Source organism: Vibrio sp. JZG120, assembly GCF_053890955.1.
Genome location: NZ_JBSRRK010000008.1, coordinates 95,828 through 109,204 on the forward strand (window position 1 = coordinate 95,828; position 13,377 = coordinate 109,204).

14 protein-coding genes are annotated in these 13,377 nt (G+C 44.8%); 8 read left to right on the forward strand and 6 right to left on the reverse strand.

Annotation, left to right across the window (positions count from 1 at the left end):
- Window positions 1–5: 5 nt before the first annotated feature.
- Window positions 6–1,346 (reverse strand): Na(+)-translocating NADH-quinone reductase subunit A, encoded by a 1,341-nt coding sequence (locus ACWPOD_RS16680; RefSeq protein WP_041853022.1) that lies wholly within the window; start codon window positions 1,344–1,346, stop codon window positions 6–8.
- Window positions 1,347–1,819: 473 nt separating this feature from the next.
- A complete protein-coding gene (gene bolA / locus ACWPOD_RS16685; RefSeq protein WP_005380262.1) occupies window positions 1,820–2,128 on the reverse strand; it encodes a transcriptional regulator BolA in 309 nt (102 codons plus the stop codon).
- A 243-nt stretch (window positions 2,129–2,371) separates the two neighbouring features.
- On the opposite strand from bolA, the gene ACWPOD_RS16690 reads away from it, so the two are divergent.
- The 4 genes from ACWPOD_RS16690 (at window position 2,372) to ACWPOD_RS16705 (ending at window position 6,097) form a co-directional block, all read left to right on the forward strand.
- Window positions 2,372–3,526, forward strand: a complete 1,155-nt coding sequence (locus tag ACWPOD_RS16690; protein WP_456232072.1) for a methyltransferase — start codon at window positions 2,372–2,374, stop codon at window positions 3,524–3,526.
- Window positions 3,527–3,558: 32 nt separating this feature from the next.
- On the forward strand, window positions 3,559–4,128 hold the full coding sequence (locus tag ACWPOD_RS16695; protein WP_012841484.1) for a YajG family lipoprotein: 570 nt from the start codon (window positions 3,559–3,561) through the stop codon (window positions 4,126–4,128).
- The gene (locus ACWPOD_RS16700; RefSeq protein WP_301660446.1) at window positions 4,128–4,673 is read left to right on the forward strand and encodes a peptidylprolyl isomerase; all 546 of its coding nucleotides are present in this window, start codon (window positions 4,128–4,130) and stop codon (window positions 4,671–4,673) included. Before ACWPOD_RS16695 ends, ACWPOD_RS16700 begins: the two co-directional genes overlap by 1 nt.
- A gap of 71 nt (window positions 4,674–4,744) precedes the next feature.
- Window positions 4,745–6,097: an AmpG family muropeptide MFS transporter gene (locus ACWPOD_RS16705; protein WP_006742554.1), complete on the forward strand. Its 1,353-nt coding sequence runs from the start codon at window positions 4,745–4,747 to the stop codon at window positions 6,095–6,097.
- A 63-nt stretch (window positions 6,098–6,160) separates the two neighbouring features.
- Here ACWPOD_RS16705 and ACWPOD_RS16710 read toward each other — a convergent pair whose 3' ends face one another.
- From ACWPOD_RS16710 to ACWPOD_RS16725, 4 genes are read right to left on the reverse strand one after another with little or no spacing between them, the layout of a single operon-like run.
- Window positions 6,161–6,820 carry a ChrR family anti-sigma-E factor gene (locus ACWPOD_RS16710; RefSeq protein ID WP_456232073.1) on the reverse strand — a complete coding sequence of 220 codons (660 nt, stop codon included), beginning with the start codon at window positions 6,818–6,820 and terminating at the stop codon, window positions 6,161–6,163.
- Window positions 6,817–7,401 (reverse strand): RNA polymerase sigma factor, encoded by a 585-nt coding sequence (locus ACWPOD_RS16715; protein ID WP_005380255.1) that lies wholly within the window; start codon window positions 7,399–7,401, stop codon window positions 6,817–6,819. The genes ACWPOD_RS16710 and ACWPOD_RS16715 overlap by 4 nt, the downstream gene beginning before the upstream one ends.
- A 44-nt stretch (window positions 7,402–7,445) precedes the next feature.
- Complete coding sequence (locus ACWPOD_RS16720) at window positions 7,446–8,804, reverse strand: DUF4397 domain-containing protein (RefSeq protein WP_456232074.1); 1,359 nt, start codon at window positions 8,802–8,804, stop codon at window positions 7,446–7,448.
- Window positions 8,801–9,397 carry an LON peptidase substrate-binding domain-containing protein gene (locus ACWPOD_RS16725; RefSeq protein ID WP_005380253.1) on the reverse strand — a complete coding sequence of 199 codons (597 nt, stop codon included), beginning with the start codon at window positions 9,395–9,397 and terminating at the stop codon, window positions 8,801–8,803. Before ACWPOD_RS16725 ends, ACWPOD_RS16720 begins: the two co-directional genes overlap by 4 nt.
- 323 nt (window positions 9,398–9,720) lie before the next feature.
- Between ACWPOD_RS16725 and ACWPOD_RS16730 the strand changes: the two genes are divergently transcribed.
- The 4 genes from ACWPOD_RS16730 to csdA all read left to right on the forward strand — a co-directional run bounded on the left by ACWPOD_RS16730 (window position 9,721) and on the right by csdA (window position 13,345).
- A complete protein-coding gene (locus ACWPOD_RS16730; protein WP_046874988.1) occupies window positions 9,721–10,539 on the forward strand; it encodes a nucleoside-specific channel-forming Tsx family protein in 819 nt (272 codons plus the stop codon).
- Window positions 10,540–10,647: 108 nt separating this feature from the next.
- Entirely contained in the window at window positions 10,648–11,538 is an 891-nt protein-coding gene (gene panE / locus ACWPOD_RS16735) for a 2-dehydropantoate 2-reductase (protein ID WP_395203811.1), read from the forward strand.
- Entirely contained in the window at window positions 11,535–12,134 is a 600-nt protein-coding gene (locus tag ACWPOD_RS16740) for a DJ-1 family glyoxalase III (RefSeq protein ID WP_456232075.1), read from the forward strand. The genes panE and ACWPOD_RS16740 overlap by 4 nt, the downstream gene beginning before the upstream one ends.
- Window positions 12,134–13,345: a cysteine desulfurase CsdA gene (gene csdA, locus ACWPOD_RS16745; RefSeq protein ID WP_282174411.1), complete on the forward strand. Its 1,212-nt coding sequence runs from the start codon at window positions 12,134–12,136 to the stop codon at window positions 13,343–13,345. The genes ACWPOD_RS16740 and csdA overlap by 1 nt, the downstream gene beginning before the upstream one ends.
- Window positions 13,346–13,377: the final 32 nt, after the last annotated feature.

Sequence of the window (13,377 nt, forward strand, 5' to 3'; positions counted from 1 at the left end):
GAAAATTACCCTTCCTTCTCGATAGTATCTAGGCATTCACGAAGTAACGTACCGTACTCGTACTTACCTGGACATACAAAGGTACACAATGCTAGATCTTCTTCATCCAGTTCAAGCGCACCCAGTGCTTGAGCACTGTCTGTATCACCTGCACATAGATCACGAAGCAGCAGAGTAGGCTCCATATCTAGAGGCATTACGCGTTCGTAGTTGCCAATTGGAACCATTGAACGATCACTACCATTGGTCGTCGTTGTCATATTGAACAACTGACCTTTGAATACGTGACCAAGGAAAGAGCGAGTTACCGAGAACTTATTCTTACCAGGCATTGCCCAGCCAAATAGTTCTTTCTCACGGCCTTCACGTAATACAGAAACCTGTTGATGGTAACGGCCAAGATATGCGTGTGGACCAGTTGCATGTGTACCTGTCAGTACAGAACCAGAAATCACACGAACTTCGCCAGGCATCAGCTCGTTATCTGTTAGGTCATCTAAGCTTGCACCGATTACGGTACGAACTAGACGAGGGTTATTCACAACTGGACCAGCTAGAGACACAACACGATCTGTGTATAGCTCACCAGTTAGGAACAGCTTACCGAACGCGATAACGTCTTGGTAGTTGATGCTCCATGCCACATTTTCTGCATTCACTGGGTATAGGAAATGCATGTGGGTGCCAGCAAGACCTGCTGGGTGAGGGCCATCGAAGACGTGTTCTTCTACGTTAGACTGTGAAGAGCGTGGCAAACTAGTGCCAGATTTACATACGTAAACCTTGCCTTCTGTCAGGGCTGAAAGAATGTCTAGACCAGCAATGAATGCTTCTTGTTGCTCATTAATGATCAACTCAGGCTTAGCTGCTAATGGATTAGTATCCATTGCAGTTACGAAAATAGCCTTAGTAGAAGACTCGATTGCAGGAACCTTGCTAAACGGACGAGTACGTAAAGCGGTCCATAGGCCAGAGTCAACCAACTGAGTCTTGATCACTTCACGATCTAGACCTGAAAGTTGAGCGGCTTCGAACTTATCAAATGTCACCTGCTCTTCACCTGCCACTTCAATCACTACAGATTGAAGGACACGTTTAGCGCCACGGTTAACTTCGATCACTTTACCGGCTGCTGGTGCAGTAAATTTCACGCCAGGGTTCTTTTTATCTTCAAAAAGAACTTGCGCTTTTTTCACTTCATCACCAACGCGGACATGCATGGTAGGACGCATGCCAACGTACTCTTCGCCAAGCAAGGCGACTTTTTTGATGGTCTTACCATCATTAATCACCTGGGATGGAGTTCCTGCGATAGGAAGATCCAAGCCCTTCTTTATTGTAATCATACGCACTTGCACTACTTTTATCGGGAAAAAGATTCTTTTGATTGCGTAACTTTTAGACACGACATCAGTGTCCGGTTTTGATGTTGTTTTAAACATCAAAATCGCAACATCCTATTAAAAATCTCGTCACAAGGAATACGCGAGATTTATCAGGTGCCGTAGTCTAGCATTTTTTAGGAACTTGATGCCATGACCAATCATTAGAATAGAGGGGTTATTTCGGTAGAATCAGGTCTAAAAGGTCAAAGAATAGTCATAACTTTGACCGATCGCACAAATGCCATATTCCATACATATCTTATGGAAAAGTCATATTCATCGCCTGAAATATCCTGCAATTTCCATTCATTTGTTGAAACACTGTTAACACATTTTTTAACCAGAATTTGTGCCACATCAATGCCCCTAAAGAATGTAAAACGAAAAAAGATGGCCTTAGCCACCTTTTCTCTGCACCTTTATATTTTGCGTCTTTAGTGACCGCCACCCATACACATAGGGCTATCAGGAGCGCCATCTTGTTCTCGCTTCCACTCTTCATCAGTGTATGTATGAATAGCTAGTGCATGAATGTGGTTATCTAGCTCATCTGCCAAAATTTGATGAACTTGGCGATGGCGTCCAATCAAACGCTGTCCCGCGAACGAATCACTCACAACAATCACTTTGAAGTGACTCTCCGAGCCTGGTGGCACATTATGCATGTAGCTCTCATTAATCACTTTGAGATAGCTTGGTTGCAGCTCACTGTGTAGTTTCTTCTCTATGATTTCTTGGATCATATTCGTTCCTCATTGATGCGAATTCCATAAGTATATACCTAAGTAAAGCAGACGTGTATCACTCAAACATCACTCTCATTATTGATGCATTTTACGTTCAACTAATTTCAAAGCGCTTGACGCTATGAACATGCCTAGAGAGCGAGCACCACTGAACACGTAAAATTTGACAGCTTTTTGTATCTCGACACGTCATCATTTGCGACAATAACACTTAATTTCTAAATCAACTTACATTTAGCTATGAAAACCGAACTGAATCTTCACGAGCGAAGCTTAACACTTCATCGTTTCCCAAAACGCAGCAATGAAACTCTACAAGCGTGGGATGCCGGTGATGAGTATCTTATTAATCATGTTGAAGAACTTGCTTTGCCAGACAATCAAAACATCCTCGTGATTAATGACAGCTTTGGTGCCCTCTCCTGCTGGTTTTCAGAAAAGCACCGTGTAACGCTAATGAGTGATTCATTCATTTCTCATAAGGGTGTGCTGCAGAACCTTGAGCAAAACCAGTGCAATAAGGTAGCATTTGCAACCACGATGGACCCCGTACCTTCCAATACTGATCTCGTATTGCTGCAACTGCCAAAAAGTAACCGTCACCTCGTTTGGATACTCAGTCAGTTAAGAAAAGCACTGCCTGCATCCTGCCCCGTCATTGCAGTTAATAAAGCGAAAGACATTCATACTTCAACGCTAAAACTGTTTGAAAAATATTTGGGTGAGACAAAAACATCTCTGGCCTGGAAAAAGCACCGATTGGTATTTGCTCAAGCAACGGTTGACCCAACAATTGAAGTAAGCCCTTTCACGACTTGGCGCGTTGATGGCGAAGATATCGAACTCAAGAACATGCCAAATGTCTATTCAGGAGAAAGCTTAGATTTAGGTGCGCGTTTTATGCTTCAGCACCTACCTCAAGATCCATTGGTAGATAATGTTATCGATCTCGGTTGCGGTAATGGTGTTCTGTCTGTGAAGTTTGGTCAGCTGAATCCGAATGCTCGATTAACATGTGTTGATGAAAGCTTTATGGCGCTTGAGTCCGCGAAGCAGAACCTGCTAGATAACCTTGGTGAAGATAGAGACATAAAGTGTGTTGCAAACAATTGTTTGGACGGTTTTAAACACAACAGCTGCTCTATGATTATGTGTAACCCACCCTTTCACCAACAGCAGGCCATCACCGATCATATTGCTTGGCAAATGTTCTGTGATGCAAAGCAAGTATTGAGTGAAGGTGGTAAGTTACTGGTGATTGGAAATCGTCATCTTGGTTACGACGCAAAACTAAAACGGCTGTTTGGCGATAAGAATGTGAAACTTATCGCTTCCAACAATAAGTTTGTGATTTTACAGGCCACAAAAAATCCTGCTAAATTAAGCGCAAAATAAGCTTTAGCAAAATAGTTAAAAGGAATAATAAAATGAGAAAATTGGTACTTGCGGCTTCGGTTGCGTTGCTTGCTGCGTGTTCAGCGCCTCAACAGCCTCAGCTGAATTTGATGCCAGAAAGCACACTGAGCACCAATCCAATTGTTCAAGGCAAGACTTACAGTTTGACCAGCAAAGATGTACGTGCAGCGCAGTACGTGGCGTTGGTGGATAACGGCCGTTCGAACATTCTTCCTCTTCATGCTAAACAGAATTTACGTATTGCGTTAGAAGAAGCATTAGAGAAGCAGTTTTCATCTCAAGGCTTCCATGCCGATCTAAACAGCAACAATGCAATTGAATTAAACGTTCAAGAAGCATTAGTTAACGTAAAACATTCGGTGATGGAAAATGAGATGGATGCGAAAGTCGTGCTTGAAATCACCGCAGAAACACCAGAAGGTAAACTGGTCAAAACTTACACAGGCACTGCGAAGCGTTCTGGCACATTGAGTGCGTCTGATGCCGACATTGAGCAAACACTGAATGATGTAGTGACATTAACACTTAAAGAAATTGCCAATGATCCTGAGCTTCGTCAATACATGCAGGAGCGTTTCTAATGTTACGCAAGGCAATTCTTTCTCTCGCGCTACTCAGCTGCAGCGTTTGGGCTGGACCAAAAGTGGCGTTTGAAACAACATTAGGTTCATTTACTGTCGAACTGAATGAAGAGAAAGCGCCGATTACGGTAGCGAACTTCCTGAAATATGTAGAAGACGGTAGCTATGAAGGCACTATTTTTCACCGCGTTATTCCAGGCTTTATGGCGCAAGGAGGTGGCTTTAACCAAGATATGCAAATGGTGAAGACTTACGCTCCAATCAAAAACGAGGGTAACAACGGTTTAAATAACGACCGTGCGACGATTGCAATGGCGCGCACCAACGCGCCTGACTCTGCTACTCGTCAGTTTTTTATCAATTTAGTCGACAATGATTTTCTAAACTACGGCGCTCGTCCACCGGGTTATGCGGTATTTGGCAAGGTCACGGAAGGATTCGACATTATCCAAAAAATGGCAAAACAGCCAACTACGACGACTCGCGGTATGCGTGATGTTCCCGAGACTCAAATCGTCATCACTAAAGCAACACTACTTAAATAGCCAAAACGATAAGCCCTTTGAATAATCGAAGGGCTTTCTCTTTCAACGGCTTCATTTTATTGGATTGATTTATGTCTTCATTACCTTCCATCACTTGGTTGGAAACGGTAAAAAGTTACCTCGATAAACGACTCATGTGGGTTTTCATGTTGGGCTGCTCTAGCGGCTTTCCGTGGGTACTTATCGGTTCAAATATGTCTGGCTGGCTAAAAGACGCTGGTTTGACCCTATCCGCAATAGGTTACTTTGGTAGTGTCTTTGCGGTTTATGCAATTAACTTTCTCTGGGCGCCTCTCGTAGACCGGGTGAAGCTACCAGTGCTCTATCGACTACTTGGACAAAGGCGTAGCTGGATTTTCTTCTGTCAAAGTATTGTACTCGTCGCGACGGTATTTATTGCGGGCGTGAATCCAGCAGAGAACTTGGTGTTTGCGTCTCTACTCGCCTTGTGTATTGCAACCGCATCAGCCACACAAGACATTGCGATTGATGCTTTTCGTATTGATACTTTCCCAAAATCAGAAGAATCTAAGCTGCCACAAGCTTCTGCAATGGCGGTCATTGGCTGGTGGACAGGTTATTCACTACCGGGTTATTTAGCGTTTGTTAATGCTGATAGCGTCGGTTGGAATGGCGTGTATTACGGGATGGCGGTGATAGTCGGCATTCTAATGGTCTTTACGATTTTAGTCGGTGAACCGAAGACTCAACGCGAACAACTTCAGTCTGCCGCGGAACAACGCCACAAAGAAGTGGTTGGTTCAAAAGTCGTGGCTTGGTTTACTGTGACTGTTGTAGAACCTTTCCTTGACTTCTTTAATCGCAATGGCGTCCGTGTCGCGATTACTCTTTTGCTGTTCGTTTTCCTATTCAAAATTGGCGAAGCGTTTTTGGGCAGGATGTCGATCGCGTTCTATAAAGATATTGGTTTTAGCAATGAACAAATTGGCTATTACTCCAAACTGATTGGTTGGGGAGCCACTATCTTCTTTACCTTTGTCGGAAGCATGTTCAACGTTAGGTTTGGTATTGTACGTGGATTAATGATCGGCGGTATTGCTATGTCTGCCAGCAACTTGATGTTTGCTTGGATTGCATCGGTAGGCCCAAATGAGCACCTGTATTTAGCAACCATTATTGTCGATAACTTTACGACTGCTTTCTCAACTGTCGCTTTTGTTTCATTTTTGACGATTCTAACCGGACAAGCATTCTCGGCAACTCAGTATGCGTTGCTTGCCTCTTTGGGCAACTTCGGACGAACGACTCTTGCTTCTTTCAGTGGAGAACTGGTGGACTACCTCAATGACTGGAGCACGTTCTTTGTGCTTACCGCTGTTATGGTCGTGCCAAGCTTGATTATGTTGTACTCGCTACGACATTACTTTGATGCTCTATTGGAAAAAGCACGTCACAAACACTAAGAAGCGCATCAAAAAACCACCGAATTCGGTGGTTTTTGTTTTGCGAGATATAAGATAAGAGGTCTATGGGTATAGCCCTTTGCCAAACATATTAAATATACGTGCCACACCTTGAGTAAAGATCATCGGCTCAGTCAGTACGGTTAAACACAAGCAATCTTCTCCGGCCTTAGTGTAAGGGCTGTGCTTCACTGACGCGTCTCGAATCATCAAGTCGCCCTCTTCATATTGGCCGTCCTCATCACTAAACCCACCATGTAGGATCAATGTAGATTCTAAGCCTTTGTGCGTATGTTGAGGGATTTGCACATCTTCTCCGATGTACATTAAGCTAACACGAGCATCTTCCCCTAGATCAATCTGAGCACTGAAAACCTTGCCTCCGTAACTTCTCCATGACCCTACAAGGTCAGAGAAACGCGCTAAGGTTTTGGGAAGTTCAAAGCTCTTTCCTGCAACATTCACTGCGGCAGGATCTCGGATAACGATGTTATCTGTCGCTGGCTCCGCATTGATAATATCATTGAACATATCGTCGAATTCACGGACATATTCAGAGGGGATGTCGCTCACGATATTCGCTTGGCTGGCTTCGACTTGGTTCACATAAGCTCGGCACTTGGTGCATGTTTCTAAATGGGTTGCGACCACAAGACCAGAAACTGCATCAATGCTTCCCGAAGCGTATGCTTCTAACAAGCTGTTATCTGGGTGTTTGTTCATAGTTGCTCCGTATGCATTGAATGCCTTAGCTTTTCTACTGCAAGCCTCAGCCTGGATTTTACGGTACCGAGGGGGATATCAAATAATTCAGCGACCTGCTGATGAGGTAGCTCTTCAAGATACACCGCTTGTAAAACGTCTCTCTGATTTTTCGGTAAAATATCTAAAAATTTAACCACCTGTTCTTTCAACATGTCTTGCTCTGGTGAATAGTGATCAACAAGATCTGGTGGATAATATTCTGACGGCCAAATGTCATCAGAATGAATGTGTAACTCCTTACCTTTCTGCTTTCTCAACAGATCAAAGCATAGGTTTCGGATTATGGTGTATATCCAAGTCGATAACGCGCTCTTTTCCCCATCATAGAGGTGCGCTTTCTGCCAAACTGTCGCCATGGTCTCTTGCACCATCTCCATAGCAACTTGCTCATTACCAACATGTTTGTAAGCGAATTGCTTCAGCTTGGGTGCGTAAAAACGGAATACAAAAGCGAACGCGTCTTTATCTCGAGCTTTCACTTTGTCCATGTAATCGTTCCAATCACTGCGCCCCAGTTTTTTTGGGCTATCACTCATCATAATCGGCCTTAATTTTAGGGAGGAGTCATCTCCTCCCATTCGTCCTAATCGGTAACGTCATCAACCAACAAGTTGAAGCCACCGTTGTTCCCATCATCAATGGCAACCACTTGATACACAACACCATTCATCACATTGACTGGTGCTGAATCAATAGCAACCGTACTTGGATCGCCTGCCACTGTCACGGTTACATAATAGGTACCTTCAGCGACATATAATCCCTGAACGCTATCTTTGTACGCAAAATTAGCAATAGTTGGATCACTTCCATCTATTCCAGCACTTGTAGTGAGATAAATATCCACCATTTCCGCTACGGGATTCGCCGCCGCATGTGTCACATTCAGCGTCGCACTAGTTGCCACTGCACGTCTCATGTCTTCAACAACTAGAGGTTCGATATCAATCGCTGGGCTAACAACACCGACTGCGTAAACACTGTAATCCATTCCGCCCGCAACCATTAATCCGTCAACATCGATAATAGGATTGGTTGTTGTGCCATCCACGTAAACGTCAATATCGTAAGCGCCAGCATCGAGATCCAAATAACCACGAATCTCTTTGAACGCTAAGTCGGCAAGAGGACCGAAGGCCGCCCCGTTAACGTTGACATCGACGATCGGCGCTCCATCGACAAGATGTCCGACTCTGACTTCAGCTTGGCTGCCCATATCCTCGATTATAGAAGATCCTGAACCATCCAATACCAACAACTTAACCGGTGACGTGCTATTTGAATTTCCGGTACTGATAGCGGCAATCGTCAAGTTTGAATTAGCAGCAAGAGATATTGTGCCCGAATCAAAAGCAACGCTATCCCCAACAGCAAGTCGAACTTGGTACTCACCAGCGGGGATGTTCAATACGTCTGTAGATGCTTTATATGCAAGATTCATAAGCGGTGTCGCGCTAGCAAGATCAGCCCCTGGCTCAGTGACGTAGAGATCAACGGTAGGAACGCCAGACGCTGCATGAACAACTTGAACATCTAGACTATTGGCATCAGCCATTGAATCGGCGCTGCGAGTCACAACTAAAGGTTCTACTGGGTTTGGCGAACCATCGGCATCACCAACAACGAACACGTTGTAATTGAGGTCTGAATCAAGGTCTAGTTCTGTTTTAGGTATTACGGTCGCGGTTTCATCGCCTGGAAGTTGAACATCAACTTGAATTGAGTTCATGCCCTCACGTAACTTCATGTAACCAGAACCCGTACCATAATCAACACCTGTCAATGATGATTTATCGTTTATCCACACATTTGCAAGCGGCGCATCAGAAGACGCATGTACTGCTTGCAAATTGGAATACTCGATGGTGTCGCTGTCGGAGCCACACGCCGCCAGTCCTAATGCCGCCACCATAGTTAGCGCAGCTCTGCTAAATCCTTTCATATCCTTGCCTCTTTGTTAGTCGGGGCTTCTATGGCTTCTGTCAGAAATTGCAACGCAGGAATGCAGTTCTCTGCGCCAACGAGCTGTTCGAACAGATTGCAGTCTAAAGGAAGTAATTCAAGCCAGCGCTGGGTCACCCAAGCTGAGTCATCGTAAAAACGATGCTGGTAGAGGTTTCCAAGTTGAGGAAACTCTTCATAAACATGGGATAACTGCTGGCTTAAATAGAAGAAATCTGGTGAGTTGTCTGGATGTTGCCAATTGTCTAACCATTCGACCTCTGCATGGCGTAAGCCGTCCGCATCTGCACGAACTCGTTTGACAACAAAGCGTTTCTCACCAGCGACTGTAATACCAAGAAGACCATCACTGAGTGTTTCAAAATCAACGATCCTGACCAAAGTTCCGATAGATGAAACATTTCCCACGTCTTTAGGGTCACCTTCACTACCTACTAGGCAAACTCCAAAACCCACATTTTGTAGGCTGCATTCCTTTACCATTCGCTTATATCGTGGCTCAAAAATGCGCAGATTCATTTTACCTTCAGGGAGTACAACTGAAGTGAGTGGGAATAACATGACTTCTTTCATTCAAACGTCCTCTTTGATTCACCGATACATACGAATCCCTTATCACTCCGATCACTAACGATTTATGTTGGTTAATCGACTGGCTTAAAAAGTCATAAAATCGCTTACGCAAACGATCCAAATCACATATTTATTGCAATCAAATGCAACAAACAAAAAGTTCCGTAAATAAAGATAATTTCGTGACGCAACTCACCAAAAACGTTCAATTTTGCACCCTTTATCACTTTCATTTGGGATTTTTATCGCTATTATTCCCGCCAATTGGAAAGCGCAGCACAGATTGCGTGTTCTGAATCATTACAAACATAGAGAGTCCCCTTATGCGTAAATCACTTTTAGCTCTTAGCCTTCTAGCGGCTACTTCAGCTCCAGTATTGGCTGCAGATTACTCTGACGGCGATATCCACAAAAACGATTACAAGTGGATGCAATTTAACCTAATGGGTGCATTCAACGAGAAAGGTTATGCTGAATCTTCTCATGATTACCTAGAGATGGAATTTGGCGGTCGCTCTGGTATTTTCGATCTATACGGCTACGTTGACGTATTCAACCTAGCTTCTGATCCAGGCAGCGACAAAGCTGGTGGCGAGAAAATCTTCATGAAATTTGCTCCACGTATGTCTCTAGATGCGGTAACTGGTAAAGACCTATCTTTCGGTCCAGTTCAAGAGCTATACGTTGCAACTCTAATCGAGTGGGGTGGTAACTCTGATGTTAACTCTCAAAAAATCGGTCTAGGTTCTGACGTAATGGTACCTTGGTTCGGCAAAGTTGGCCTAAACCTTTACGGTACATACGATGGCAACAAAAAAGACTGGAACGGTTTCCAAGTTTCTACTAACTGGTTCAAACCATTCTACTTCTTCGAGAACGGCTCATTCATTTCTTACCAAGGTTACATTGATTACCAATTCGGTATGGATGACGACAAAGGCAATAAGTTCAACACTACAGCATCTAACGGCGGTGCTATGTTCAACGGCATCTACTGGCACTCTGACCGCTTTGCTGTTGGCTACGGTCTGAAGCTATACAAAGACGTATACGGCTTTAAAGATGGCGAAGCTCTACCATGGGGTCATAAGCCAGAGTCTTCTGGTGTAGGTCACTATGTAGCTGTAACTTACAAGTTCTAATTGAACCACTAAGTTTCATCAAAAATGGCGCCTTTCGGCGCCATTTTTATTTGCTTTCCTTTTTTCCCTCATTATCCTTGCAGCAAACCTTTTTAATGAGAGCGTTTGGTGAATATCCTTATCCTCGGTCCAGGTGCGGTGGGCTCACTCTGGGCAACAAAATTTCAGCTTGCCGGACACAATGTTTCATTGTGGGGAAGATGTTCAGAGAGACAACAATCACTTCAGTTGGATGACACACCCGCAACCGTATTCAGTAATCAAGATATTTCCTCCGTAAATAAAGCGGATCTCATTTTGATCACGGTAAAAGTTTGGCAAGTGGAAGACGCCATTCAGCCTTTACTGCCTCATATCAACGCTGACACGATTATCATGCTGATGCACAATGGTATGGGTACCGCCTCTGGCGTGGAGAAGGCTCTGCCAAACAATCCGATAGTGCTCGCCACAACGACGCACGGCGCATACAAACCAGATAACCAACACGTACTGCATACCGGTCACGGAACAACGCAAGTGGGTGGTTATAATGACAAAGGAATGCAGTGCGCTTTTCTGCAAGATGTTATGCATCATGCCCTTCCAGAGGCCATTTGGAATCCACACATCCAATCTGCGTTATGGACTAAGTTAGCAATTAACTGCGCGATTAACCCACTGACTGCGATTCACCAGTGTAAGAATGGTGAGCTTGCGCAGCCCGAGTTTAAGATACAACTCGAAAGCATCACTCAAGAACTGGTTGAAGTAATGAGTAAAGAAGGTATTGCTATCGAGTTTCGCTCTCTTTTCGATACGGTAATGCAAGTGGTGAACGCCACAGCTGAGAACTATTCTTCAATGAGACAAGACGTATTCCATCAGCGTCGAACGGAAATTGATTTTATAACCGGATACTTGTTAAAGGCTGCCGAGAAACATCACATCAATACGCCTGAGAATTTAAAACTTTACCAACGCATCAAACAAATAGAACAAAGCTGGACAGAACAATGAGTAAGAAAATCTTAGTGCCAATCGCTCCGGGCACCGAAGAAATGGAAGCCGTCACCGTTACCGACATGATGGTTCGCGCGGGTTATGACGTTACAGTAGCGAGTGCTGCTTTTGATGGCTCATTGACGATGAAAGCTTCTCGCGGAGTCACACTAACAGCCGATTGTAAGCTGGTCGATATCGCTGATGATGAGTTTGACGCCATAGCGCTTTCTGGTGGTGTTGGTGGTGCAGAAATTTTTCGTGATAGCACGGTGATGATAGAAATCCTTAAGCAGCACATCTACGAGGGAAAATTGGTCGCTGCTATCTGCGCAGCACCGGCGTTGGTATTGCAACACCATGATCTTTTCCCACAATCACTGATGACCTGTCACCCGAGCTTTCAGTCACATATCCCGGAAGAGAAGTGGCGCAGCAAACGCGTGACCTTTGATATCAATCACAACCTGATCACCAGTCAAGGTCCGGGCACTGCTTTAGAGTTCGCAATGGAAGTAATCATTCAACTCTCAGGTAAAAAACACGCATGGTCAGTTGCTGAACCAATGATCCCTCTGCCTACTCTGCATTACCATAAGCTTGGTGAAGAATAATGTTTGACGTAAATGCTGTACGTGAGCAATTTCCCGCTCTAAATCAATCCGTCAACGATACGCCCTTAGTGTATCTAGATAGCGCAGCGACAACGCAAAAACCGCAATGTGTGATTGATGTCATCAGTCATTACTACAGTGCGCAAAATGCCAATGTTCACCGTGGCAGTCATAGTTTGACGGCTAATGCCACCAGCCAATTTGAAGCGGCACGAGAACGAGTGGCAAACTTTATTGGTGCAAACAGCTCTAAAGAGATCATTTGGACACGGGGCGCAACCGAAGCACTGAACTTAATTGCTCAGACTTACGCCCGCAGCACGTTACAACCGGGTGATGAGATCTTGATTAGCGAGATGGAGCACCACGCTAACATCGTGCCTTGGCAAATCGTGGCAGAGCAAACGGGCGCCAAAGTCATAAAAGTTCCAATGACATCAGATTGCCAATTCGACATCAGTGCATTTGAGGCGCTTCTGTCTGACCGCTGTAAAATTGTTGCTTGTGCGCAAATCACCAACGTCACGGGCACACGACAACCTATCGAAAAAATCACTGAACTAGCGCACAGCGTTGGCGCGGTTGTTGTGATTGATGGCGCTCAAGGCATCGTCCATGAGCAGCTTGATTTATCGGTATCAGATATCGATTTTTACGTTTTCTCAGGTCACAAACTTTATGCGCCAGCAGGTATTGGCGTTTTATACGGCAAGCTTGAACTTTTGGAAGCCATGCCACCATGGCACGGCGGTGGTAAAATGGTTGAACGCGTTTCGTTCGAGAAAACGACGTTTTCTGCACTTCCTGGTAAATTTGAAGCGGGCACACCAAACGTTGCGGGCGCGATTGCTCTAGCGAAAGCCATTGAGTGGTACCAAGGTTTTGACCATCACGAAGTCGAGGATCATCTCCATGCGCTTCAGGATAAGGCCTACCAAGCACTAAGCGCGTTGGACGACATCCATATTCTAGGCTATCAACCGAATGCCTCTGTACTGACGTTCGTCATGGACGGCGTTCATCACCAAGACATGGCGACGCTGCTCGATCAACAAGGCATTGCGGTACGAGCAGGACACCACTGCGCTCACCCATTGATGGATGCGCTAAACGTTAAAGGCACGGTACGCGTTTCTTTTGGTATTTATAACACGGCTGAAGATGTGGATAGACTCATCGCCGCCGTAGAAAAAGCCGTCGACATGCTATAACGCCAACGGTTTGATTTGGAGTAACCAACAAG

What these genes read in the sequence shown, in the direction of transcription:
- ACWPOD_RS16680 (WP_041853022.1), bottom strand. Translation starts at nt 1,346, where the DNA reads ATGATTACAATAAAGAAGGGCTTGGATCTTCCTATCGCAGGAACTCCA.
- bolA (WP_005380262.1), bottom strand. Translation starts at nt 2,128, where the DNA reads ATGATCCAAGAAATCATAGAGAAGAAACTACACAGTGAGCTGCAACCA.
- ACWPOD_RS16690 (WP_456232072.1), top strand. Translation starts at nt 2,372, where the DNA reads ATGAAAACCGAACTGAATCTTCACGAGCGAAGCTTAACACTTCATCGT.
- ACWPOD_RS16695 (WP_012841484.1), top strand. Translation starts at nt 3,559, where the DNA reads ATGAGAAAATTGGTACTTGCGGCTTCGGTTGCGTTGCTTGCTGCGTGT.
- ACWPOD_RS16700 (WP_301660446.1), top strand. Translation starts at nt 4,128, where the DNA reads ATGTTACGCAAGGCAATTCTTTCTCTCGCGCTACTCAGCTGCAGCGTT.
- ACWPOD_RS16705 (WP_006742554.1), top strand. Translation starts at nt 4,745, where the DNA reads ATGTCTTCATTACCTTCCATCACTTGGTTGGAAACGGTAAAAAGTTAC.
- ACWPOD_RS16710 (WP_456232073.1), bottom strand. Translation starts at nt 6,820, where the DNA reads ATGAACAAACACCCAGATAACAGCTTGTTAGAAGCATACGCTTCGGGA.
- ACWPOD_RS16715 (WP_005380255.1), bottom strand. Translation starts at nt 7,401, where the DNA reads ATGATGAGTGATAGCCCAAAAAAACTGGGGCGCAGTGATTGGAACGAT.
- ACWPOD_RS16720 (WP_456232074.1), bottom strand. Translation starts at nt 8,804, where the DNA reads ATGAAAGGATTTAGCAGAGCTGCGCTAACTATGGTGGCGGCATTAGGA.
- ACWPOD_RS16725 (WP_005380253.1), bottom strand. Translation starts at nt 9,397, where the DNA reads ATGAAAGAAGTCATGTTATTCCCACTCACTTCAGTTGTACTCCCTGAA.
- ACWPOD_RS16730 (WP_046874988.1), top strand. Translation starts at nt 9,721, where the DNA reads ATGCGTAAATCACTTTTAGCTCTTAGCCTTCTAGCGGCTACTTCAGCT.
- ACWPOD_RS16740 (WP_456232075.1), top strand. Translation starts at nt 11,535, where the DNA reads ATGAGTAAGAAAATCTTAGTGCCAATCGCTCCGGGCACCGAAGAAATG.
- csdA (WP_282174411.1), top strand. Translation starts at nt 12,134, where the DNA reads ATGTTTGACGTAAATGCTGTACGTGAGCAATTTCCCGCTCTAAATCAA.